At 57.0% G+C, this 23,403-nt stretch carries 22 protein-coding genes and 5 tRNA genes; 9 read left to right on the forward strand and 18 right to left on the reverse strand.

Annotation, left to right across the window (positions count from 1 at the left end; genetic code table 11):
* The first annotated feature begins 36 nt into the window (after positions 1 to 36).
* Positions 37 to 1,953, forward strand: a complete 1,917-nt coding sequence (locus GT495_RS01785; protein ID WP_161161234.1) for a BMP family ABC transporter substrate-binding protein — start codon at positions 37 to 39, stop codon at positions 1,951 to 1,953.
* Positions 1,950 to 2,660: a metallophosphoesterase gene (locus tag GT495_RS01790; RefSeq protein ID WP_161161235.1), complete on the forward strand. Its 711-nt coding sequence runs from the start codon at positions 1,950 to 1,952 to the stop codon at positions 2,658 to 2,660. Before GT495_RS01785 ends, GT495_RS01790 begins: the two co-directional genes overlap by 4 nt.
* Positions 2,661 to 2,784: 124 nt before the next feature.
* Here the strand turns inward: GT495_RS01790 and rplA are convergent, their stop codons facing one another.
* The 11 genes from rplA to GT495_RS01845 form a co-directional block, all read right to left on the reverse strand.
* Positions 2,785 to 3,492 (reverse strand): 50S ribosomal protein L1, encoded by a 708-nt coding sequence (gene rplA / locus GT495_RS01795; RefSeq protein WP_152077809.1) that lies wholly within the window; start codon positions 3,490 to 3,492, stop codon positions 2,785 to 2,787.
* 116 nt (positions 3,493 to 3,608) lie between these two features.
* Positions 3,609 to 4,037, reverse strand: coding sequence for a 50S ribosomal protein L11 (rplK, locus tag GT495_RS01800; protein ID WP_161161236.1), 429 nt, complete (start codon positions 4,035 to 4,037; stop codon positions 3,609 to 3,611).
* A 120-nt stretch (positions 4,038 to 4,157) separates the two neighbouring features.
* The gene (gene nusG / locus GT495_RS01805) at positions 4,158 to 4,694 is read right to left on the reverse strand and encodes a transcription termination/antitermination protein NusG (RefSeq protein ID WP_006234984.1); all 537 of its coding nucleotides are present in this window, start codon (positions 4,692 to 4,694) and stop codon (positions 4,158 to 4,160) included.
* A 3-nt stretch (positions 4,695 to 4,697) separates the two neighbouring features.
* The gene (gene secE / locus GT495_RS01810) at positions 4,698 to 5,036 is read right to left on the reverse strand and encodes a preprotein translocase subunit SecE (RefSeq protein WP_152077807.1); all 339 of its coding nucleotides are present in this window, start codon (positions 5,034 to 5,036) and stop codon (positions 4,698 to 4,700) included.
* Between the two features lie 76 nt (positions 5,037 to 5,112).
* Positions 5,113 to 5,188 (reverse strand) — tRNA-Trp (locus GT495_RS01815).
* A gap of 13 nt (positions 5,189 to 5,201) precedes the next feature.
* The gene (gene rpmG, locus GT495_RS01820; RefSeq protein WP_117655047.1) at positions 5,202 to 5,351 is read right to left on the reverse strand and encodes a 50S ribosomal protein L33; all 150 of its coding nucleotides are present in this window, start codon (positions 5,349 to 5,351) and stop codon (positions 5,202 to 5,204) included.
* 279 nt (positions 5,352 to 5,630) lie between these two features.
* Positions 5,631 to 6,821: an elongation factor Tu gene (gene tuf, locus GT495_RS01825; RefSeq protein WP_035137538.1), complete on the reverse strand. Its 1,191-nt coding sequence runs from the start codon at positions 6,819 to 6,821 to the stop codon at positions 5,631 to 5,633.
* A 96-nt stretch (positions 6,822 to 6,917) separates the two neighbouring features.
* A tRNA-Met gene (locus GT495_RS01830) sits at positions 6,918 to 6,994 on the reverse strand.
* Positions 6,995 to 6,997: 3 nt separating this feature from the next.
* Positions 6,998 to 7,073: transfer RNA gene (locus GT495_RS01835), tRNA-Thr, on the reverse strand.
* Positions 7,074 to 7,083: 10 nt separating this feature from the next.
* Positions 7,084 to 7,165, reverse strand: a tRNA-Tyr gene (locus GT495_RS01840).
* 431 nt (positions 7,166 to 7,596) lie between these two features.
* Positions 7,597 to 8,430 carry a hypothetical protein gene (locus GT495_RS01845; protein WP_161161237.1) on the reverse strand — a complete coding sequence of 278 codons (834 nt, stop codon included), beginning with the start codon at positions 8,428 to 8,430 and terminating at the stop codon, positions 7,597 to 7,599.
* Positions 8,431 to 8,581: 151 nt separating this feature from the next.
* Here GT495_RS01845 and GT495_RS01850 point away from each other — a divergent pair, with 151 nt between their 5' ends.
* Both GT495_RS01850 and GT495_RS01855 read left to right on the forward strand, forming a co-directional pair.
* Positions 8,582 to 10,000 carry a glycoside hydrolase family 1 protein gene (locus GT495_RS01850; protein WP_161161238.1) on the forward strand — a complete coding sequence of 473 codons (1,419 nt, stop codon included), beginning with the start codon at positions 8,582 to 8,584 and terminating at the stop codon, positions 9,998 to 10,000.
* Positions 10,001 to 10,009: 9 nt separating this feature from the next.
* The gene (locus GT495_RS01855) at positions 10,010 to 11,410 is read left to right on the forward strand and encodes a PTS transporter subunit EIIC (protein ID WP_161161239.1); all 1,401 of its coding nucleotides are present in this window, start codon (positions 10,010 to 10,012) and stop codon (positions 11,408 to 11,410) included.
* A 518-nt stretch (positions 11,411 to 11,928) separates the two neighbouring features.
* Here GT495_RS01855 and GT495_RS01860 read toward each other — a convergent pair.
* Positions 11,929 to 12,003: transfer RNA gene (locus GT495_RS01860), tRNA-Thr, on the reverse strand.
* Positions 12,004 to 12,226: 223 nt separating this feature from the next.
* On the opposite strand from GT495_RS01860, the gene GT495_RS01865 reads away from it, so the two are divergent.
* Positions 12,227 to 13,567 carry a DNA-binding protein gene (locus GT495_RS01865; protein WP_161161240.1) on the forward strand — a complete coding sequence of 447 codons (1,341 nt, stop codon included), beginning with the start codon at positions 12,227 to 12,229 and terminating at the stop codon, positions 13,565 to 13,567.
* 27 nt (positions 13,568 to 13,594) lie between these two features.
* On the opposite strand, the gene GT495_RS01870 is transcribed toward GT495_RS01865, so the two are convergent.
* From GT495_RS01870 to disA, 6 genes are all read right to left on the reverse strand, one after another.
* Positions 13,595 to 14,272 carry an NYN domain-containing protein gene (locus GT495_RS01870; protein ID WP_161161241.1) on the reverse strand — a complete coding sequence of 226 codons (678 nt, stop codon included), beginning with the start codon at positions 14,270 to 14,272 and terminating at the stop codon, positions 13,595 to 13,597.
* Positions 14,273 to 14,275: 3 nt separating this feature from the next.
* Positions 14,276 to 15,199 (reverse strand): 23S rRNA (guanosine(2251)-2'-O)-methyltransferase RlmB, encoded by a 924-nt coding sequence (gene rlmB, locus GT495_RS01875; RefSeq protein WP_161161242.1) that lies wholly within the window; start codon positions 15,197 to 15,199, stop codon positions 14,276 to 14,278.
* 123 nt (positions 15,200 to 15,322) lie between these two features.
* Positions 15,323 to 16,789, reverse strand: coding sequence for a cysteine--tRNA ligase (gene cysS, locus GT495_RS01880; RefSeq protein WP_161161243.1), 1,467 nt, complete (start codon positions 16,787 to 16,789; stop codon positions 15,323 to 15,325).
* 3 nt (positions 16,790 to 16,792) lie between these two features.
* Complete coding sequence (ispF, locus tag GT495_RS01885; protein WP_161161244.1) at positions 16,793 to 17,287, reverse strand: 2-C-methyl-D-erythritol 2,4-cyclodiphosphate synthase; 495 nt, start codon at positions 17,285 to 17,287, stop codon at positions 16,793 to 16,795.
* Positions 17,277 to 18,005, reverse strand: coding sequence for a 2-C-methyl-D-erythritol 4-phosphate cytidylyltransferase (ispD, locus tag GT495_RS01890; RefSeq protein ID WP_022093924.1), 729 nt, complete (start codon positions 18,003 to 18,005; stop codon positions 17,277 to 17,279). Before ispD ends, ispF begins: the two co-directional genes overlap by 11 nt.
* Positions 18,005 to 19,045 (reverse strand): DNA integrity scanning diadenylate cyclase DisA, encoded by a 1,041-nt coding sequence (gene disA / locus GT495_RS01895; RefSeq protein ID WP_006234973.1) that lies wholly within the window; start codon positions 19,043 to 19,045, stop codon positions 18,005 to 18,007. The genes ispD and disA overlap by 1 nt, the downstream gene beginning before the upstream one ends.
* Positions 19,046 to 19,419: 374 nt before the next feature.
* Between disA and GT495_RS01900 the strand changes: the two genes are divergently transcribed.
* The 4 genes from GT495_RS01900 (at position 19,420) to GT495_RS01915 (ending at position 23,290) form a co-directional block, all read left to right on the forward strand.
* Complete coding sequence (locus GT495_RS01900; protein ID WP_161161245.1) at positions 19,420 to 20,004, forward strand: manganese efflux pump MntP family protein; 585 nt, start codon at positions 19,420 to 19,422, stop codon at positions 20,002 to 20,004.
* 112 nt (positions 20,005 to 20,116) lie between these two features.
* A complete protein-coding gene (locus GT495_RS01905; RefSeq protein ID WP_161161246.1) occupies positions 20,117 to 21,409 on the forward strand; it encodes an ATP-binding protein in 1,293 nt (430 codons plus the stop codon).
* Between the two features lie 144 nt (positions 21,410 to 21,553).
* Entirely contained in the window at positions 21,554 to 21,985 is a 432-nt protein-coding gene (locus GT495_RS01910; protein ID WP_161161247.1) for a helix-turn-helix domain-containing protein, read from the forward strand.
* A complete protein-coding gene (locus GT495_RS01915; protein WP_161161248.1) occupies positions 21,986 to 23,290 on the forward strand; it encodes a type II toxin-antitoxin system HipA family toxin in 1,305 nt (434 codons plus the stop codon).
* The last annotated feature ends 113 nt before the right edge of the window (positions 23,291 to 23,403 follow it).

The following is a 23,403-nucleotide window of genomic DNA, read 5'->3' on the forward strand; positions in this document are numbered from 1 at the left end:
TTCTATAGTTGTTTAAACGACTAAGGGAGCAAAACTTTGGAAGAGGCCTATCGTCAAGCACGCAAGCGCGGCGAGCAAGGACGTCGACGTGCCATCAGCCAAAGCGAGTATCCGTACCTCACGGACCTCGATAGCCTCGTTGCCCAGCTCCCCTTAGGCCAGCGAGAGAGCATCGGCCTAAGGGACATTCCGCTCGAAATGGTCGTCGGCACGGTTACCAAGGGCCGTCAGTCTGCCTTTTCGTGCAACTTTATGCCCCTGTTGCCCTTTAGCACCGAGTTCGCCCGCAAGTGGTCCAACCTCTACGACATCCAGGTGACCGAGGGCTATCGCGACCCCATCATCGTCACCGAGTTCATGCATCGGTTTTACGTCCAGGAGGGCAACAAACGCGTCAGCGTCCTCAAATTCCTGGACGCCCCGACGGTTTCGGCCAAGGTCACCCGTCTCTACCCCGGCACATGGGATTCCGTCGAAAGCCACCTCTATGGCGAGTTCTGCGCATTTTGGTACGTCTGCCCCCTATATGAAATTGAGTTCTCGCGCGAAGGCGGCTACGAAACACTAGCCAAGATGTTCGGCCAGGACCTTGTCGAAAAATGGCCACAGAAAAAGGTCGTCTATCTGCGCCATACCTTCTTGCTCTTTAAGCGCGCTTACCTGCGCGCCGGTGGCGACCATCTGGACATTACGCCCGCCGACGCCATGCTCGTCTACCTCAACGTGTACAACCAAGACCGTCTGCTGGATACGCCGACGGATATCGTTGTAAACCGCCTGTGCAAGATTTGGCGCGAGTTGATCATTGCCGGCAAACGTGATGAGGAGAAGGTCAATCTTGTCGAGGCACCGAGCGTCGATGAGGATATAGCACCCGCCAAGTCCACCTCCAGCGTGCTCAACTTCTTTATGGGCAAGACCGTCTACTCGGCGGCCAACCCCCTACGTATCGCCTTTATCCATGAATTCCCCTGCGCCACGTCGAGCTGGGACAGCCTACACGACCAAGGGCGCCAGTATCTTGACGGGCACTTTGGCGGCATCGTGCGCACCGAGGTATTCGAGGACTGCCACGATCCGGACGTGTTCTACGCCGCCGTGGAGACCGCCGTCAAGCACGGGGCGAACGTCATCTTCTCGACCTCGCACCGCCTGATGGAATACACGCTCAGGGCCGCCGTTGAGTATCCCCAGGTTCGGTTCCTTAACTGCTCTATCGGTCTTCCCCACCAAAGCGTTCGTTCGTACTTTGGCAAGATGTACGAGGCCAAGTTTCTGCTGGGCGCCCTTGCGGCCAGCATGGCGGACAACCATCGCATTGGCTACCATGCGTCGGTCTTTGCGTCAGGCGCACTTAGCGAAATCAACGCCTTTGCGATTGGCGCCTCGCTGCTCGACCCCCGCGCGCAGGTAATCCTTACCTGGGGCGATGTGTCCGCCGGAGGCCTTGCCGAGGCCATGTGCCGCGAAGGCGTGAGTGTTATGACCGGCGTCGACATGTCCAAGTCGCTCGTAGACCCTACGGCCTACGGACTCCACCGTCTGGTCGATGGCAAGGTCGTCGGCATCGCCATGCCGGTATGGAACTGGGGCCGATACTACGAGCTTATCGTGCGAAGCCTGCTGCATGGCACCTGGGATGAGACCAGTGACGACAATCAGGTGCGCGTTGTCAACTACTGGTACGGCATGAGCGCGGGCGTTATCGACATTCGTTACGCTCCGGGCCTGCCCTATCAGACGCGCAAGCTTGTTCAGCTACTGCGTAATGGCATCGTCGAGGGTTCCATCAATCCATTTGGCGGCGAGCTCCATAGCCAAGACGGCGTGGTGCAGATCGAGGGCTTTCCCCCGCTGCCGAGCACGCAAATCGTCGAGATGGACTGGCTGGCCGACAACGTGGTGGGCACCATTCCGCAGCCCAACGATGAGCCGAAGGTCCGCGCCCTATGAAAATCCTTGCCGTAGCCGATACCGAAGAACGATGCCTGTGGGAGTGCTTTCGCAAGGAGCGCTTTGAGGGTATCGACCTGATTTTGTCCGCTGGCGATCTGGATCCGGATTATCTTGAGTTTTTGGTCACGGTCATCAACAAACCGCTCATCTACGTGCGCGGCAATCACGATGACCGCTACGCGCGTCATGCACCGGGCGGCTGTATCTGCGTTGAAGAAACCGTGTACGTGTATCGCGGCGTCCGCATTGCGGGGCTTGGCGGTTCCATGCGCTACCGAGACGGTGCCAACATGTATACCGAGCGCGAGATGGCCAAGCGTGTGCGCAAGCTGTCCCGCAAAGTGAGGATGGTCGGCGGCTGCGACATCTTGCTCACCCATGCGCCCGCTGCCGGCGTGGGCGATCTGGATGATCTACCGCATCGAGGATTCGAATGCTTTAACACAGCGCTCGAGTCATGGAATCCCGACTATATGGTGCACGGGCATGTGCACCAATGCTATGGCCAGAACTTTCAGCGCGAGCGTCGGCATGCATGCGGGTCAACGATCATCAACGCCTGCGGCTATACGCAGTTTGAACTTAACGAAGCGCACCACCCCATCCGTGGCTGGCAGGCAGCCTGGCTCAATTTGCAAACCATGCGCCGCGAACTCAAGCGCCACGAGGCCATCGAATCCTCTACCGCCAGAACACCCTGGTAACCGCCACAAAGAGAACCCTATCCCTTTGTGGTGGTTTTGGCGCGATAGCAAGAAACCCGGTCCTGCACGAGGCAGGACCGGGTTTCTTGAGCAATGCTTGCTTTACTCAGACGGTAACTATAAGTTACTCAGCCAGGAAGTCGCGCTGGACAGCGGGATCGACCTTGACGCCAGGGCCCATGGTGGAAGACACGGAGATGGACTTGACGTACTTGCCCTTAGCAGAAGAGGGCTTGACGCGCAGGATCTCGGTGTACAGGGCAGCGTAGTTCTCGACGAGCTGCTGCTCAGAGAAGGACTTCTTGCCCAGGGGCACGTGGCAGATGCCGTAACGGTCGGCGCGGTACTCAACGCGGCCAGCCTTAAGCTCAGAGACCATCTTGGCAACGTCCATGGTCACAGTGCCGAGCTTGGGGTTCGGCATGAGGCCACGGGGACCAAGGATCTTACCGATGCGGCCAACCTTGGCCATCATGTTCGGCGTAGCGATAGCGGCGTCGAAGTTAATCTCGCCCTTCTGGATCTGGGCGACGAGCTCGTCGGAACCGATGATGTCGGCGCCGGCAGCCTCGGCCTCGCGGGCCTTCTCGCCCTCGGCGAAGACGGCAACACGAACGGTCTTGCCGGTGCCGTGAGGCAGGGAGATGGAACCACGGATGTTCTGGTCAGCCTTACGAGTATCGATGCTCAGACGGAAGTGAGCCTCGACGGTCTCGTCGAACTTGGCGGTGTCGAGCTCCTTGATGAGCTTGGCAGCCTGAAGGGGGGTATAGAGCGTGGCGCGGTCGATCTTCTCGGCAGCGGCGTTATAACTCTTACCATGCTTAGCCATGTGCATTACCTCCTGTGGTTAAACGGGCATGAGCCCTCCCACATCGTATCGTGTGCCCTATTACACACATTTAACGGTCGCCCCGGTCGGAGCACCCGTCATTACCTAGAAAAACGCTACTCAGCGATGGTGACGCCCATGGAACGGGCGGTACCGGCGATGATCTTCTTGGCGGCGTCAATGTCGTTGGCATTGAGGTCCGGCATCTTGATCTCGGCGATCTTGGTGAGCTGCTCCTGAGAGAGCTGACCAACCTTGTCGGCCTGGGGCTTAGCGGAACCAGACTTGAGGTTCAGCTCCTTCTTGATGAGGTGAGCCGCCGGCGGGGTCTTGGTGATGAAGGAGAAGGACTTATCCTCGTAGACAGAAATCTCAACGGGGATGACATCGCCCTTCTTGTCCTGCGTCTCGGCATTAAAAGCCTGGCAGAACTGCATAATGTTCACGCCAGCAGCGCCCAGGGCGGGGCCGACGGGAGGAGCGGGGTTAGCGGCACCAGCAGGAATCTGGAGCTTAATAACGTTGACAACCTTCTTCTCAGCCATGGTCATTCCTTTCGAATCACGAGTGTGAAGTATTTGCTATATCGTAAGCACGCACGTGTTAGAAGCACTCCTGAGATGAGCAGTCACAGAAGAAGCACGCTCGCGCGAACGGACGAAAACTTAAGCGATGACAGCGACCTGGTTAAAGTCGAGCTCGACCGGCGTCTCGCGGCCAAAAATCATCAGTGTGACCTTGAGCTTGCCAGCCTCGGTGTTAACCTCGGAGACCTTGCCATCAAAGTCGGTAAGCGGGCCATCGGTGACGCGGACGGATGTGCCGACCTGAATATCAACCGAGGTGCGCTTGGGCGAATCGCCCTTACCGGGACGACGAGTCATCTTGTTGTACTCGTCGCGGGAAAGCGGAGCGGGCTTGCCGTTGCCGCCCAGGAAACCGGTGACGCCAGGCGTGTTACGAACGCACGTCCAAGCATCGTCATCCATCTCCATGCGGACCAGGACATAACCCGGGAAGATCTTGGAATCCTTGGTCTCGCGCTTGCCACCCTCTTTAATCTCGGTGACGCGCTCCATAGGAATCTCGATATCAAAGATACGGTCCTGCATGCCCATAGTCTCGATGCGATGCTCGAGATCGGACTTAACGCGGTTCTCGTATCCAGAGTAAGTGTGAACGACGTACCAACGCTTAGACATGGTTTAGCCCCTCAATCCAGAGAACAGAGCAAGAGCCTCGCCAAAGCCAGCATCGAGCAGAGCGATGACGACGCCGACGACGACCAGAGAAGCGCAAACGACGACCGAGTAGTTCACGAGCTCCTTCTTATCGGGCCACGTGACACGCTTCATCTCGGACTTGACCGAAGCGAAATACTTCTTGGTGCGGGCGAAGAAACCAGGCTTCACGTTCTTCTTAGACTTCGCAGCCTTCTCGTTCTTCTTGGCAACGGCCTTCTTGGCCTCAACCTTGGAGTTGGCGGCAGCATTGTTGGCACGTGCCGGCTGCTGAGCCTTCTTCTTGTTCTTCTTGTTGGCCATTTGGGTTACCTCCGCGCAATGCGCTTATACATGAGTAAACCGTAAGCCCCCAATTGGGAGCTTACGGAATAATGACTGGCACGCCAGGAAGGACTCGAACCCTCAACACTCGGTTTTGGAGACCGATGCTCTACCAATTGAACTACTGGCGTATGTGACTAGAGACTAACGAGTCTCTTTGTGCAGCGTGTGGTGACGGCACCAGGGGCAATACTTCTTGATCTCCATACGATCAGGCATGTTCGACTTGTTCTTGGTGGTCGTATAGTTGCGGCGCTTGCACTCAGTGCACGCAAGAGTAACTAGAGTACGCATTAATCCTGAACCTTTCATTTCCGCCCCGTACGGGCACGAGTTTGTACTTTATCAGCTCTACGTAAGTGCTGTCAACGAAAACCTCGAGTCAATTGGTTCTCGGTGGATCCATTCATATTTGGAACACATCAATGAAGCCATCGAGAGCTAATCGACGGTGCGCCCAGGACCATTATCGATCCTCTCGACACCAGCAACAGCTCAATATCCATTGCAGAAAAGAACCCGGCACCCATATAAGTGCCGGGTTCTCTAAGTCAGCTATATCAGAGAGCTAATTTACTCAATGATCGTGGAGACGATGCCCGAACCGACGGTGTGGCCACCCTCGCGAATAGCGAAGCGCAGGCCCTCCTCCATGGCGATCGGGTGGATGAGGTCGCCCTCGATGGTGATGTGGTCACCAGGCATAGCCATCTCGGTGCCCTCGGGAAGCTTGACCGTACCGGTAACGTCGGTGGTACGGAAGTAGAACTGAGGACGATAACCATCGAAGAACGGGGTGTGACGGCCGCCCTCCTCCTTGGTCAGAACGTAAATCTCGCCGGTGAACTTGGTGTGCGGGGTAACCGAGCCGGGCTTGCAGAGAACCTGGCCGCGCTCGATGTCCTCACGCTTGATGCCGCGGAGCAGCAGACCGACGTTATCGCCAGCCTCGCAGAAGTCCATGGACTTACGGAACATCTCGATACCGGTAACAACGGTGTTCTGGGTATCCTTGATGCCGACGATCTCGACGGGCTCGTTGAGCTTGAGCTCACCGCGCTCGACACGGCCGGTAGCAACGGTACCACGGCCGGAGATGGTCATAACGTCCTCAACGGCCATCAGGAAGGGGAGGTCGTTGTTACGCGCAGGCGTCGGGATGTACTCGTCGACGGCCTTCATGAGCTCGCGGATAGCGTCCATCCACTTGGCGTCGCCCTCGAGAGCGCCCAGAGCGGAACCACGAATGACGGGGATGTCGTCGCCGGGGAAATCGTACTCGGAGAGGAGCTCACGGGTCTCCATCTCGACGAGGTCGATGAGCTCGTCATCGTCGACCATGTCGCACTTGTTCAGGAAGACGACGATGTAGGGAACGCCGACCTGACGGGCGAGCAGGATGTGCTCGCGGGTCTGAGCCATGGGGCCGTCGGTAGCGGCGATGACCAGGATAGCGCCGTCCATCTGAGCAGCACCGGAGATCATGTTCTTGACGTAGTCAGCGTGGCCCGGGCAGTCAACGTGAGCGTAGTGACGGGCAGCGGTCTCGTACTCGACGTGGGAGACGGAAATCGTAATGCCGCGCTCGCGCTCCTCGGGAGCCTTGTCGATGTTCTCGAACGCAGTGAAGTCAGCCTTGCAGCCCTCGGTCTCGGAGAGAACCTTGGTGATGGCGGCGGTCAGCGTGGTCTTGCCGTGGTCGACGTGACCAATGGTGCCGATGTTAACATGCGGCTTAGTGCGCTCAAACTTCTCTTTGGCCATAAAGCCCTCCTCTAAACAGGTCGTCCCCGGACGGGACTTTGCCTTTATACCATAGTGGCCTCTCAACATACTATTGAGAAGCCACCGTGTTACCTATGGTAGCGGTGACTGGATTCGAACCAGTGACGCCACGGGTATGAACCGTGTGCTCTAACCAACTGAGCTACACCGCCGGATGGAGCCTGCAACCAGACTTGAACTGGTGACCTCTTCGTTACCAACGAAGTGCTCTACCGACTGAGCTATACAGGCACTTGACGGGTGGGAGCTATAGGATTCGAACCTATGTAGGCAGAGCCAACGGGTTTACAGCCCGTCCCCATTAACCACTCGGGCAAACTCCCAATCGTTCAAGTATCCGCAGGTTCTTTGGTCTTTTGGACCGCCACCCCCGCGAACGAAGAAGATAATACGATGCCACCTTGGGGGCTGTCAACGAAAACCTCTAGATACACGGTTCCGGGCGTATCTATGTACCTTTGACCTGAGGTTTTGTTGAGTTTAGATATGAAGGCTGGTGGATTTGGCTGCGCTGGTGACATTTCCCGAGGGAACACTTTGGCTTAGTGGAGTGAGCCTGCGGTATCGGCCTTCGATAACGACCCTCTTGCACTATTACATAGGTCGCGATCGGGCTTCCCGGGCTCGATCGAGCGTGAACTTTCTCCCGTTTGAAATCGAGCGTGGATAATCTCCCGCTTTTAGCGCGGCTCTAAGGCCAAAGTGGCAGATTATCCACGCTCATTCTCCAGGCGGGAGAACTATAGAGCCGCAACTACTCGGGCCAGGCCAAAGTAGACCCATAGAGCGGCTCCCCCTTGGTGCAGGGGTAGCGACTCAAGTAACACGACGATAGCAAGTCGAAGAAATAAGTCATGGCATATTTCGAATAAACGCCGAGTCGGTCAATTCCGTTTCCCGCATTACCAAGACGATATACACGGTCAAAAGACCTCGATTTGTCATCGTTGCTAAACGCAGTAATTAGAATCTTCCTGCCCGAACGGCAATCAAGATACTCACGCGCCTGTGACGCAAATAGTCCGGAGACCGATACGAGAATTATCAATGACTGCGAAGCGTCTCCCATGTTTTTCAATTCCGCGACGTTAGCCCCAGCAACTATTCGAACTATCTTGCCCGCATAAAACATTTCCTGCTGAAATCGTACGAGATTGGCGCTCACATTATTGGTGCACCAGATTTCAACGTTTTTATGGCCATCGATTTCGTCGGCAAGGTACTTAATAGCGATATCGGACACGCCGCTTTCAACCTCAGCGAACATCTCGATCATGCGAACGTCAAGCTCTGCCCTGTACTCCTCGTAGCCAAATTCCTCCTCTCGATGGCTTAAGTCGCTTGGAAAGACTGATTGAGTAAATGATTCTTTCAAATTGCTAAGAGACTGGTAGCCCAATCGATTGCAGAAACGACGAACAGCGGAACGGGTTACGAATGCATCGCGGGTTATTGCGGCAACATTGATTTCGCTCGAACGCCTAATGTGAGCGATGAGATATCGAGCGATGGCGGCATCGTTTGACCCAAACTCGCTGTTGATGATGGAGCTAATGCGATTGAGCACATCGAAGTCATTGATATTCACGTGATCCCTCTTTCCGCTCTCCTCGAAATCATGGTTCATTTATTGAATCAAACAGCTTTAGTCGTTCTCCTATGATTCAAATCAGTTGACGTCATCTTAATCGTAATTCCGCCACACGTATCCACCGTGTTGAATGATGGAAAGGGGATTCATGGGCAACGTGAACAATATGCCGTTTCTCTGGGGTTCCGCCACGGCGTCTTATCAGTGCGAAGGTGCCTGGAACGAAGACGGCAAAGGCCTTGGCGAGTGGGATTTCTTTAGCCACACAAGCAATAAGAACATCAACCATGTTGACGGTGATGTATCTTGCGACTTCTACCATCGCTATGAAGAAGATATCCGCATGATGAAAGAAGGCGGACAAAACACCTATCGCTTCTCTCTTTCATGGAGTCGAATCATCCCCACGGGTATCGGCGAAGTGAATGAAAAGGGTATCGATTTTTATAATCGAGTCATTGATTGCTGCCTCGAAAATGGCATAGAGCCCAACGTTACGCTGTTCCATTACGATCTGCCATTCACGCTTGCTTGCAAAGGCGGATGGCTGAACAACGACATGGCAGAGTGGTTCTGCAAATACGCCAAGATTTGCTTTGAGCGCTTTGGAGACCGCGTCAAAATCTGGGCTACCGTTAACGAGCCGCATTTCTACAGCTACTGCGTAAACATGTTGGGCAACTATCCCCCCAATCGATCGCTCGACGTTCAGTCGTACATGCAGTTTCAGTACAACCTGATGCGCGCAAGCGCACTCGCAGTTCGAACATATCGTCAAATGGGCTACGACGGCATCATCGGCGCCGTCCACGATGGCGGCGTTGTCGAACTCGACCCGGCAACCGAGCACCCTGATGACGTATTTCGATACGCAGACTTTTTCGCCAATCGCATGATTCTGGCACCAGCGCTTCAGGGTCAACTGCCGCCAGAAATGGACGAAATCCTTGAAAAACTTGGCGTCTCGCTCTATCGATCCCCAAATGATGTAGAAGAATTCAGAGACGGTAAAGTCGATTTTATTGGACTCAACGTGTATTGCCGAGAGTATGTAACCGACTGGCACGGTGGAGAGCTTGCCGTTTCGGCGAACAATAAGGGCGGTTCGAGCAAAAAGGTCGAAGGAAAATGCATTGCGCCCTTGTTTGAAAGCGCCCGCGACAGCAATGTTCCCCGCAATAAATGGGGCCGCGAAATACTCCCAGGCTGCATGTATTCAACCATCATGGATGTCCACGAGCGCTATGACGCGCCCCGCATCTTTATTACGGAAAACGGACATGGCGCCTATGAGCAACCAGACGCAGACGGAATGATCCACGATGATGACCGCATCGAGCTTCTGGGCCAGTTCATCGAGCACATGATGAGGGCTAAGCGCGACGGCGCGCGCGTTGAGGGCTACTACCTCTGGTCGACGATGGATCTGTATAGCTGGATCAACGGCTACGAAAAACGATACGGACTTGTCCATATCGACTTCGAGAACAATCTGGAGCGCACCCCCAAAAAGAGCTGGTATTGGTACCGAGGCCTTATCTCGAAGTATCAGGAGCAGGAAGGTTAGGAGAAAGAGATGAAATATCAGGCAATGTCCGAAACAGTCCTAAAGGCTGTTGGCGGCAAAGAGAACATTACATCGGTAACTCATTGTGCGACGCGCCTTCGCATCGACTCACGAGACACCTCGATCATCGATCTCCAGCTCGCCAAATCGGCCGATCAGGCGCTCGGGGCAGTAGTCAGCGGTGGCCAGCTTCAGGTGATCATCGGCCCCAACGTCACCGAGGCTTACAACGACTTCCTCGACTTCGCGGGAATCGAAGTCGGCGGTGGCACGGTTGCCGACGATGCCCAAACCGCCAAAGACCTTGCAGAAGGCATTAAAAGCGGTAACACCGCCATGGGCTTGATTGAGAAATTCGGGAACGTCTCTGCACAGGTATTCATGCCCATCGTCCCGGCGCTCATCGTTGGCGGACTCATTCTTTCGATCAAGAATCTCCTGGTCAATTATTGCGGATTGAGCACCGATAGCGGAACCGCCCAGGTCCTGTTGGCGATCTTTAGCGCTTCGTTTAGCTTCTTGCCCGTTTATCTTGGTTATCAACTCGCAGCCGTCATGAAGATGCAGCCCATCATGGGCGCATTGCTGGGCGCGATCATGATCAGCTCGTCCATTAGCGGTGCCGAGGGTCTCGACTTTCTTGGTATTCCCATCCCGACGAACGACTATTCGAGTACGGTAGTGCCCATCGTACTGGGCGTTGTATTCATGTACTTTGTCGACCGCGGCCTTCAGAAGATCATTCCCGACGTTACCAAACTGTTCTTGAAGCCGCTGCTCACCATGATCATCGTCGTGCCCGTCGAGCTGATTATCCTTGGCCCCGCCGGCAGCATGATGGGCTACGCGCTGAGCGATGCCGTCACGTGGCTTATGGACAACGTGGCATTTATCGCTACTCCGATCCTGGCAGCCCTTAACCCCTATTTCGTCATGCTCGGTCTCGATAAGGCTTACATCGCAATCGAAGTTACGAGCCTGGCGCAGCTCGGTTGGGCACCCATTATCTTTGGATTCATATCGAACCTCTGCATTGGCGGCACGAGCCTCGCCCTGGCAACTGCCATGAAGGGAAACAAAGAGAAGAGGGGTATGGTCACCACGGTTGCCGTCACCGCACTCTGTGGCGTAACCGAGCCCGCGTTCTACGGTTGCCTCATCGAGCGTCCCCGTCTGCTTGTCGGCACGGCAATCGGCGCGCTCTGCGCTGGACTCCCTGCAGGCATCTTTGTTCTGAAAGAGTATGTTGCGGGAGCATGCCCCGGCCTTCTTTCGGCACTCATCTTTATCGCTCCCGATGGGTCCATGGGCAACTTCGTGCTGGCATGCGTTGTCGCCATCATCGCCATCGTCGTCTCCTTCATCGCTGCACGCGTGATCATCAAGAAGAACCCCAGCTATATTGAGTAAATGCCCGCTGTCTGCATTGGGGGCATCCTCGGCAGACCATTAGCAAGAACCCAAGAAGTCCCTTAGGAGCTCGATTAATCCATTCGGATTCCTGGGGCACAAACGGCCCCGATTCCACAATGAAATCGGGGTCGTTGTTTCTAAAGCCGTCGATAGACAATCGGTGTTTACCTTAGCTCCCTATCCAAGTTAATTATCCACGCTCGTTCTCCGGTCGGGAGATTTTCTTCGCTCGCGTGTCCAGAAATCCACGCTCGAGCAGGACATCCAGGTCCGCACCCGCCCTTGTCTCGATCTGTAACAGCAAGAGGCCTATTCCGCTTCTACATGTTACAGATCAAGATATTCCTAAAACACCCTAAGTTTCATCTCGATCTGTAACAGTTAGAAGCGGATTACCCATCTTGGTGTTACAGATCGAGACAAACCGAAAACGGAATGGGCGCTGACCCGATGGCACACCACCTAAAATGAAACGGACCCTGTCCCACAATAGGGAACAGAGCCCGAAACTCTCATGGAGCCAGTGACAGGAATCGAACCTGCAACCCACTGATTACAAATCAGTTGCGCTACCGTTGCGCCACACTGGCACACTTGGCGCTTTCGCGCGAAGCCTGTTAAGAATAAAGGAATTACGGACGGGGCGCAACAGGCCGCACGGCGTTATACAAATATGCAAAATCCAGCAACAGCGCGTACCAGGCCCGTTCATTTCTGTCAGTGCGCTCTCAATCTTAAAACCATTCGCCAGAACGAATAGTTTTAATTACAATTGGCTATATAAAACTATTCGTTTTGGCGAAGGGTTTCGCGATGTTGACTACAAAAGAAGCAGCCGAGCTGCTCGGCATCACTCCGCGCAGGGTGCAGGAGCTCATAAAAAACGGAGCACTTGAGGCCCGCAAGGCTTCTGGTGTATGGCTCATCGACAAAGGCAGCGTCGACACGCGACTCCGTTCCGCGACCAAAACGGGGGGACGTCCCCGCCGCGGCCACGGTAAGAGCGAGATCGCATTTACCCTCATGAACCGCACGCACGAAGTGGCCCAGCTGATCTACAGCAGATCACGGAAAGACTTCACCCACATCGGCGCCGACGTCGATCGTGCCCACGCCCCTATTGGAGTTTTTGCTCCCAGCAAACCTGTATCGCTCGACTCCTTCCGCATCTGGTGGCGCGGCCGCGGTATCCCGCTCGCGCGCATTGGGCTAGCCTCCCTGCTTGCAGAAGCCGCAGTCGATGTTCCCGATGAACTCGTGCAACGAAATCTTGGCATCTCCTTATCCGACCAGTATTGGATTAGGCCCCAAGATTCCGGTCTCGCGTGGGAAGATATCAATTTCTTCAATAATGCTTTTGATGACGTCTCGCTAACCATTGCACCCTTCGCCCCGGAGGGTAAGGCAGCTGCCGCAAAGCCCGACAACACCTCGGACGGCAATCTTCAAAAGTACTGGACATGCGAGGGTGACCGTCGAATCCTCCACAAGGCAGGTGCGCATCTAAACCAGGAACCTTATAACGAGCTGGTGGCGACTGCACTTCACCGTCGCATCCTAAGCGTTTGCGATTATGTACCCTATTCGCTCGAAGGCGCGGGTACTTCCGCCTTGAGCACATGCAATGTCTTCTTAACTGATGAAGAAGAATATGTTCCTGCGTTCTATGTAAACCAGCATGCAAATGCGGACGAGCGACTAACCGATTACGAACGGTATGCAGCAAACTGCGAGGAGCTTGGAGCGACAGGCATAAAAGACGCCCTTGACCGCATGATCGTATGCGATGACATCATTGCCAACTACGATCGTCATTGGCGCAACTTCGGCCTCGCGCGAAACGTCAACTCACTGGCCTGCAGACCAGCCCCCATCTTCGATTCGGGCTCATCGCTCTGGTGCAACATTTCTCTAGAGGAGCTTAAAGCAGGAGAGCACAGTTTTACCAGCGCGCAGTTTCATTCAAGCCCCGCAAAACAAATGCTGCTTGTTGAGGATATGAGCTGGTTTGACGACAACAAGCTCGAGGGTTTCGTTGACGAGGCAATCGAAATCCTATCCAAAAACGACGCTCTTACAGCGAGACTGCCTTATCTAAAAGAGGCGCTAACATGGCGCCTCGAAAGAATGATCGACATCGCTGAATGGAGTTAGCGAGACAGCATCGCCCCGCCAACTCCCCTACCTCCCGCGCAGGGCCTTAAGCTTGGCCAGGGCATCGGGGCTCAGGCGACTGCCCAGAGTCATCTTGATCTGCGAAGCTTCCTCTGCCTCGTGCACGTCGTTGTCAATCTGCTTGAGTTCGTCCACCAACATGCGGCTCGAGATGCGCGTGACGCCCTTGCCCATGACGACGGCTTGGATCGTGCCGTCGCTCGACACCACGGAGCATGCGCGGCCTTCCTCGCGCGCCTCGATGCAAAGCTTCTGCACCACGGTATCGGCCGATACGCCCGTCGGCGAAAACTCGATGCGCACGCCACGGGCCGGCAGGTTGGGGCGCTCGCTGGAGATATTGCCCGCACCGTCGAACACGATTACGGCCTCGTAGCGGCCCTGGGCAAACGCGGCAACATCGTTGATGAGCGCGGTGCGCGCCATATCGTGGATGTCGCTGGAATACGGATCGTCGGAATGGTCGTAGACGAGCTTTTCATAGCGCGGCGTGCAGTGGATCACGTTGTAGCCGTCGACCACCAGCAGCTCGAGTTTATTGGAGCGCACTGTCGAGACCGGATCGGCGATGGCCTGCGCAAACGCATTGCCGCCCACGCCATAGGTCGCGGCCGAAACAATCGGCTTGGCCGAGCCCTCGCCAAAGCGCTTGGCCTTGGACTTGGCACGGTTCTTCTTGGACATGCGCTACTCCTCCCCCATGAGCTCGCCGGCATTGCGGCGCAGCCACTCAAAGCACAGCGCGGTGGTCGCCTGGGCCACGTTGAGACTCTCGGTCATGCCGCGCTGGGGAAGCTTGGTCAAAAAGTCGCATTTCTCGAGCACCAGGCGCGAGATGCCGTCGCCCTCGGAGCCCATGACGAGCGCCACGCGCCCCTCGAAGGGAGCATCCCAGCAGCTGCCCTCGGCGTGCTCGGAAGCACCGCCCACCCAAAAGCCAGCGGCCTTGAGGTCGTCGAGTGCTCGGGCAATGTTGGGAACCTGTGCGATGGGCAGATGCATGACAGCGCCAGCAGAAGTCTTGTAGCTGCCAACGGTTACGCCGGCGGCACGCTTATTGGCAATAATGACGCCCGCCGCGCCCACGACCTCGGCGGAGCGCACGATCGCACCAAAGTTGCCATCGTCGGTCACATGGTCGAGCACGACGACGAGCGCCGGTCCGTCACCCGTGCGGTCGAGAATATCGGCAATATCGGCATAGGGGAAGTTACCAACCTCAAGCGCAATACCCTGGTGAGCGCCATGGCTCGACAGCACATCGAGCTGCGCGCGCGGCACATACTTCATGCGGACACCCGCGGCGTTGAGGTCGTCGACCAGGCGCGACAAGGCGGCATCGCGCTCCCCGCCCTCGGCGATGAGCGCGCACTTGATGGGAAAACCAGTACGCAGCGCCTCGGCGGCAGCACGACGACCTTCGATAAACTCGCCCTTGGGGACCTGAACGTTGTCGCGGTTGCGATCTCGCTGCGGACGTGCAGCCTGGGCGCGATCGCGTTGCTGGTCGCGACCATCACGCTGCGGACGGCCGGTGCGCTGGTCGCGGCGACCGCCAGCCTTACCGGGGTTGTAAGGACGAGACCCCCCTCGTTTGCGGTTGTCAGCCATATGGAAAACCTCGAGATATTTAAACGGAAAACGGACGGGACGCCCTGGGACCGGTCCGAAAATAACACCTTCGGCATTATTTTCGGACCGGTCCCGAAGCGTCCCTACTCAAACGTGCGGCCTCTAGAGAGTCTTAATACGAGTGCCCGCGGCAGTATCCTCGATCGTCAGCCCGAGGTCCTTAAGCTGGTCGCGGATGGCGTCGGCCAGATCCCAGTTCTTGGCGGCGCGGGCCTCGGCGCGGGCCTCGAGAATCTTGGCAGCAGCCTCGTCCACGTCGTCGCCCGTGTAGGCAACCAGACCGGCGGCAACGCCCAGCAGGCCCAGCGGCAGCTCGACCTTGGGCTCGGGAAGCTCAACGCCAAACGTATCGAGCAGCTCGGCCAGCGTGTCGGCGGCGGCAAGCGCGGCGGCCTTGTCGGCAGCGTCGCCCGCCTGCTCCAGGTACTGGTTACACTCGGTCACAAAGCCAAAGACGGCACCCATGGCACCAGCGGTGTTAAAGTCGTCATCCATGCACTCCTTAAAGGCGGCACGAGTCTCAGCGGCCTTGGCGGCAAACGCCTCGGATGCTGCCTCATCGGCATCGATCGTCGCATGGTTCGCGGCCCAGCGCAGGTTCTCGACCGTACCGGCGATACGCGTGAGCGAGTTCTCGGCACCCTCCAGACGCTCCCAAGAAAAGTCGAGCGGCGAGCGATAGCTCGTCTGCAGCATCAGCAGGCGCAGGGCGGCAGCGGAGTGCTGCTCGAGGACCTCGGCCAGCGTAAAGAAGTTGCCGAGCGACTTGGACATCTTCTCGCCGTCTACCAGCAGCATGCCCGTGTGCATCCAGGTGTTGGAGAAGCCCTGGTGCCAGGCGCAGGTGGCCTGGGCGCACTCGTTCTCGTGATGCGGGAAGGCAAGGTCGGAGCCGCCGCCGTGGATGTCGATCGGAGTGCCCAGGTAGCGATGCACCATGGCGGCGCACTCGGTGTGCCAACCGGGACGGCCCTCGCCCCAGGGGCTCGGCCAGCTGGGCTCGCCGGGCTTGGCGGCCTTCCACAGGGCAAAGTCGAGCGGGTCGTTCTTGTCTTCGTTTTCCTCGATGCGCGCACCCACCATAAGGTCGTCGATGTTACGGCCCGAGACCTGACCGTAGTTGGAATCGCTGCGCACGGCAAAGTACACATCGCCGTTATCGGCTGCGTAAGCGTGGCCCTGCTCGATAAGCGTCTTGATCATGGCGATCATGGGACCGATCTCCTTGGTGGCGCGGGGGCGCACATCGGGATCGAGCACGTTGGCGGCACGCATGACGCCGATGAACTTGTCCGAGAACTCCGTCGCGACCTCGGCGGCCGTTCGGCCCTGCTCGTTGGCGCGCTTGATGATCTTGTCATCGACATCGGTAAGGTTCTGGGCGAACGTGACCTCGTAGCCGCTCGCGATGAGCCAGCGACGAATCACGTCAAAGCTGATGAACGTGCGGGCATTGCCGATGTGGATGTTGTCGTAGACCGTGGGGCCGCACACGTACATGCGGACCTTGCCGGACTCGATAGGCTGGAACTCTTCCTTTTTATGGGTAGCGCTGTTGTAGATACGCATTCGTTACTCCTTAACGGTTTTCTGTAGCAGGCAGACGGCCCAGGCGCCGATCCCCTCGCCCTGGCCTTCCCAACCGAGCTTTTCGGTCGTGGTGGCGGCGACACCCACGTTTTCGACGTCAACGCCCAGGGCACGGGCCAGGTTGGCGCGCATGGCATCGCGGTGTGGGGTGATCTTAGGCTGCTGGCAGGCAATGGTGCAATCGGCATCGACAAACTCAAAGCCCAGCTCGCGCGCATAGTCCATCACGCGAGCGAGCAGCACCATCGAGTCGGCGCCCTCATAGGCGGGATCGGTGTCGGGGAATAGCTTGCCGATGTCTCCCCCGCGGCAGGCGCCCAGAATGGCGTCGGCCAAGGCGTGCGCGAGCACATCGGCATCCGAGTGGCCCAGCAGGCCGCGCTCGTAGGGAATGTCGACCCCGCCGATGATGCATCGACGCCCCTCCACCAAACGGTGGACGTCGTAGCCGTGGCCAATGCGCAGGTTACTGAACATGGGGAAGGTCCTCTCCCTCGGCCATGCGGCCAAGCAAAATCGCGGTTACGGGACGCAGGTCCTCGGGCACCGTCACCTTAAGGTTATCGCGCGGGCTCTGGACGCAGCGGACGCGCCCGCCCATGCGCTCTACCAGCGATGAATCGTCGGTACCGATAAAGCCCTCGGCGATAGCAGCGGCGTGAGCGCGCTTCATAGCGTCGACGCTAAAGATCTGCGGTGTCTGTGCGGCCCAATAGAGCTCGCGCGGCGGCGTCTCGACGATGTTATCGCCGTCGACGATCTTGAGCGTGTCGATCGCGGGCTGACCGCACACGACGCCGTCGAGCGAGCGGTCGCCCACAAGCACGTCGATCGCATGATCGATGGCCTCGGTTGTAATGAGCGGACGGGCGCCGTCGTGGATGGCGACATATTCGAAACCCGCTGGAACCGCATGCACGCCGGCACGGGTGGAATCCTGACGGGTATCGCCGGCATCGGCAAAACTGATGGGCGTGTCATAGTCAAACGGGTCGATGGCCAGGCGGCGCATCTCGGCACGGCGCTCGGCAGGACACACCACCACAATGTGGCCGACCTTGTCGCTACGATCGAACGCGCGGATGGACCAGCTCATGAGCGGACGGCCCGCCACGTTAACGAGCTGCTTGCCGCCAGGATTTCCAAAGCGCTGACCGCTGCCGCCGGCAACGACCACGGCGCATACGGGCGCCATTATGCGTTCCCCTGTTTGGTGCCCTTCATGCGGTACAGCGAGTCCGCAAGAATGGCAGGATTGTTGACGCCAAAGTCGCCCAGGCGCTCCGGATCCTCGCTGATGTCGTCCATGAGCTCCTGCAACGAGCCGTACTCGTCGACGATTTTCTCGGCCACGCCGTCGCGCACGACGGACACGCGCGAAAGCGTACGCAGGCCCAGCGGCGTCATGACGGAGTCCTCGTCCAGGTCGTCGTAACCCAGAACCGCCGCCACATGCTGTGGGTCGGACAGGTCCTTAGGCGTCATGCGAGCGAGCTCGGCGCGAATCTTCTCGGCATTAGCCTCGGAGGAATCGCTCGCGTAGTCGCGAATCATCAGGTCATACTCGGTATCCATGCTGGAGCCCGCGAGCTGCTCGAGCTGCATCTGCACGAGCTTGCCCTGGTTGCCCAGCTTGACAATGCAATCCTTAAGCTCAGTCTTTGCCTGCTGCATGATCTCGAAGCTCGAGAAAATACCGGTAATGTCGGCGAGCGTAACGTAGTCGTCGAGCTCGAGGGCCGTCAGACGCAGCAGGGAGCGATCGAGCGACTGACGGGTAGTCTGGAGCGTGGCGACGAGCTGGTTGACCGAGCTCATGATGGTGGTGACGGGCTGGATCTCGTAGCTCTTGCCGTGAACGTACACGTTAACGACGGCACGACGGGCCGAGACCGAGATCACGATGGCATCGGTGAGCACCGACATGCGAGCGGCGGTGCGGTGACGCATGCCCGTCTCGCTCGTGGCGAGCGAGGGATCGGGATTGAGGTGGAAGTTGGCGCGCAGGATCTGGGTGAGGTCGCCGTCGATGACGATGGCACCGTCCATCTTGGAAAGCTCGAACAGACGGTTCGAGGTAAACGAAATGTTGAGCGGGAAGCCGTCATTACCGGCAGCGAGCACGTTTTCGGTGTCGCCAACGCAGATAAGGGCGCCCAGGTGACCGGCGATGATCATGTCGAGGGCGGTGCGGATCGGCTGACCAGGTGCCGTCAGGCGGATGGCCTGTTCCATACGCTTTTGCAGCTCGTTCTTATCCAAGGCATCGCTCCCATCGTATACGCTCCATAAACGCTAAATAGTTTCTCACGGTTTGCCCCCGCGGCGCTTGCGAAATCCGATGCTTACAGAATGAGCGAACACAGCTGAGAGCCCCAACCCAAATGAGCTGCTTATGTGCTAGCATCGGGATTCGCATAAATGAGGGAGTAGTCGCGTGATCGGGTTCGCCTCCGATGGCGCGGCAAGTCAACATACTGGCCGATGTGGCCTGGCTTGCCTTAATGAACGAGACTCGTGGCTGTGCGCGCAACGCGTACGCCACGGGTCTTTTTTGTTACTCCCCCAAGAGGTACACGCGGGCCCGCCCGCAGAGAGGGAGCCAGACTATGGGACTCGCAGAGCTCGTGTTGCTCGCCGTTGGCCTTTCGATGGACGCCTTTGCCGTTTCCATCTGCAAGGGTCTCGGCATGAAAAAGATTAACCTTAAAGTCGCCGTGGTGCTCGGCCTGTTCTTTGGCGGCTTTCAGGCCGGCATGCCCGTAATCGGATGGGCGCTCGGCAGTCAATTCATGGGCATCATCGGACCCATCGACCATTGGGTCGCCTTTATCCTTTTGGCCTTTATCGGCGGCAAAATGCTGTGGGAAGCCTTTACCGAAGACGAAGATGAAGACGAAGGCGACGACAAGGATGCCGAAAAAATCGACCTGGGCGAGTACCTGATCCTCGCCATCGCCACCTCAATCGACGCCCTAGCCGTGGGTATCTCGTTTGCGGCGCTCTCGGTCGATATCGTTCCCGCCGTGTCACTCATTGGCATCACGACCTTTGTCTTCTCCGTTGCCGGCGTAGCGATCGGCCACACCTTTGGCGCGCGCTACGAAAAACCCGCCACCATCGTGGGTGGCGTCGTGCTCGTCCTCATCGGCCTCAAGATTCTGCTGGAGCACCTGGGGATTTTGGTGCTGTAATGTCCAAGGCCATTCGTTTTCAGGGTAAAGATTCATTCGTTTTTATGTGACTGTATTATTCGTTTTTCGGGTATGATTTTATTCGTATTTAGGGAAATGCGAGGTAAACAGCATGGCAACGATGACGAAAGACACGTATATCCCACGGCTCATCGACCGGAAAATTGATCAATATCTCAATCTGTTCGGCGCCGTTGAGATCTCAGGCACAAAATGGTGTGGAAAGACTTGGTCCGCGCTTGCCCATGCAAATAGTGCCATATACGTCGATCGCGGTTCGAACCAATTGCTCATCGAGTCCGACCCACAGTATGCACTCGTTGGCGCGACCCCTCACGTTATTGATGAGTGGCAGCGCGTCCCCCAGGTTTGGGACTGCGTACGCCATGCTGTCGATGACACCACGGAAAAGGGCCAGTGGATCTTAACAGGCTCTTCCACGCCGGCAAAAGACAAGGTGAACCACAGCGGAGCCGGACGAATCGGTCGGCTGAGCATGCATCCCATGAGTCTTCAAGAGAGCGGTGATTCAACAGGTAAGGTAAGCCTAGCCGCCCTGTTTAAAGGCGAGTTTGCCCCATGCCCCTGTGCGTCGGGAATCGATTCTCTTACCGAGCTCATTTGTCGCGGCGGGTGGCCCGACGCGCTTGCACTAACTTCTGACACAATTCGGCCCGTACTCATGGGCTATCTCGATGCTGTGCATAATAAGAGCGTTCCCGACCTTGGCGGGCGCGAGCTCATAAGCTCACGCGTGGCAGAGTCTCTTGCACGAAATCTTGGACAGTCCTGTACAAACGTCACGCTCGCCCGTGATGTATTTGCCCTGGATAGTAACAAGGCGCCAACGGACGCCCAAAAGCGAGAAGTCTCACAGCATCTTGAATACCTCGTGCAGCTCTATTTGATTGACGAGCTGCCCGGATGGGTTCCGGCATCGCGCTCCCCCAATCGCATGAGGACAAAGCCCAAACGCTACTTCGCAGACCCCTCTTTAGCCGTTGCAGCACTGGGCCTTAACAACCAAAGCCTACTCGAAGACTACCAGACGCTCGGTCTTGCATTTGAAAACCTCTGCATGCGAGATTTACAGGTATACGCCTCGTCACTCGATGCCGCAGGATCTCACCCCGTCCGCTACTACCGCGACGATTCAGACCTAGAAATCGATGCCGTTGTTGAGCTTGCGGATGGAACATGGGGAGCATTCGAGATCAAGCTCAGCGAGGCTAAAGTCGAGCAAGGCGCCCGCAGCCTGCTGCGCATGAGGGATAAATTGCTCCGCGACAAAATGGGACGAACGAAGCCCCCCGCGTGTCTTGCCGTCCTCACGGGAATGGGAGAAATCGCATATAAACGCCCTGACGGCGTATACGTTGTTCCCATTCGAGCGTTTGGGGCTTAAAGAAAACGGGGCCGAGTGTTTTACTCGATCCCAAATAACTCAACGCCAGCGCAAGGCCTCATGCAGAGTTTTGCATGAGGCCTTTTCGTGCAGACTTTTGCATGTCATACTGATATGCAAAAGTCTGCATGTTAGGAGATCGCTGTGGATACCCTTCCCATCACCACACCGCGCCAAGCCGGCATCTACGTGCGCCAGGCACGCGAGACACAGGGGATCACCCGCGCGGTCCTCGCCAAAAAAGCCGGTGTTTCGGAGCGCCTGCTCGCATCGCTCGAGCTAGGAGACGCCACGGGTATTCGGCTCGACAAGCTGCTGGCGGTCTTTAACGCACTCGGCATGGGTCTCTTTGCACAAAGCGATAACGACTCCATCACATCGCCCTCCGAACATCCGAAGACGATGGCGAACCTCCCTATCGCGAACTCGAATGCCCTGCCAAAGCCAAGCGTAGGCAGACGGCCTGCTCGACAAGGAACGCCATCTTCCTATGGTGCCTTGCTGGCCCAAATCGCAGCCGAGCAAGGCCTTTCCGGTACTTCAGACCTTTCCTTTGGCTGTAAGGTTGTGAAATAAATGGCAGAGATGGAGCTTGCGACTCTCATTTGTGGCGAAATAGCCGGCACTCTCCGGCAAGACGAGCATGGACTCTGCAGCTTTGTATACACCCCAACCTATCGCGAAGCACCGCTATCGCTAACAATGCCACTTTCCAATCGCACGTATGGCCATAACATCGTCCACCCGTTCCTATTTGGCCTTTTACCCGACAGTCAGGAGCAGCGTCGCGCTATTGCCGCCGAGCATGACGTTGCATCCAACAACCCCGTCGCCCTCTTGTGCCATATCGGTCTTGACTGCGCGGGGGCTGTTCAGTTTTGTCGAACCGATCAATTAGATGCCGCCCGCGGCAGGGTCTCGGCATACCGCCCGCTTACCAATTCTCAAATCGCTCACAAGCTCAAAGCAATTCGCGATGACGAAAGAGAGACATGGATGGGCTCCAACGAAAGCTGGTCCCTGGGCGGCAACCAAGGCAAATTTGCACTAGCTTGGCATGATGGCCAATGGTGTGAATGTCTAGGGTCATCCCCCACTACCCATATCTTCAAAAATGGTGTCGTTGGGTTCAAACATCAGGCCTTAAACGAATTCGTCTGTATGAAAACGGCTCGGCGTGTTGGCATTCCAACTGCCAACGTCTCCTATTGTACATTTGAAGACGAAGCCGCGCTCGTCGTTGAACGGTACGACAGAATGGTCAATAGCAGCGGAAATATCGAAAGGCTGCATCAGGAGGACTTTTGCCAGGCGCTCGGTGTATTGCCAAACCAGAAATACACCGCCGACGGAGGACCAACTACACGAGACATCCAAGAACGACTGATTAACACAGTCCCACACCACATGAATCTTGTGCTTTTTACCTATATGTTGTTCTATAACGCCATTATCGGAGCGCCTGACGCACACGCTAAAAACTACTCGCTCATCCTAGGCAAAGGCACAAACGCGGTGCTCGCACCCATGTACGATGTCGCGTCGGGTTTGGCGTATGAGCACATGCGCCGCCGGGCGCGCCTTGCCATGAGCGTTGGCGGCGAAAATCGCGTGGGGCGCATCGGTCCAGGCGCTATCCGCCGATACCACGGTATGGGCGACCCCGCGCTGGAGGCGGCGCTCACCGATGCCGGGCTATCCGAAAAGTTTTGCTTTGCGACCATGATGGACCTCGCCTACGAGGTGCCCATTTGCATGGAAGAGGTCATGGACGAATACGCCGACCTGCCCGGCATGGCGAACCTGCGCGAGCATATGCTCGGACCCGTCCGCGAAAATTGCCAGCGCACCCTCGACCTCATCAGGGCGGATATGGGCTAGACGCCAATCATTTTCCTATTGCTTCAAAGAAGAGAGGAGGCGCCCGTCGCAAAAGCTCGGATGCCCCCTCTTGTAATGTCATTTGCAATCCGCTAGCACGTGGCTCGGACTGC

The sequence above is a fragment of the Collinsella sp. BIOML-A6 genome (assembly GCF_009875845.1).
Classification (GTDB): Bacteria; Actinomycetota; Coriobacteriia; order Coriobacteriales; family Coriobacteriaceae; genus Collinsella; species Collinsella aerofaciens_H.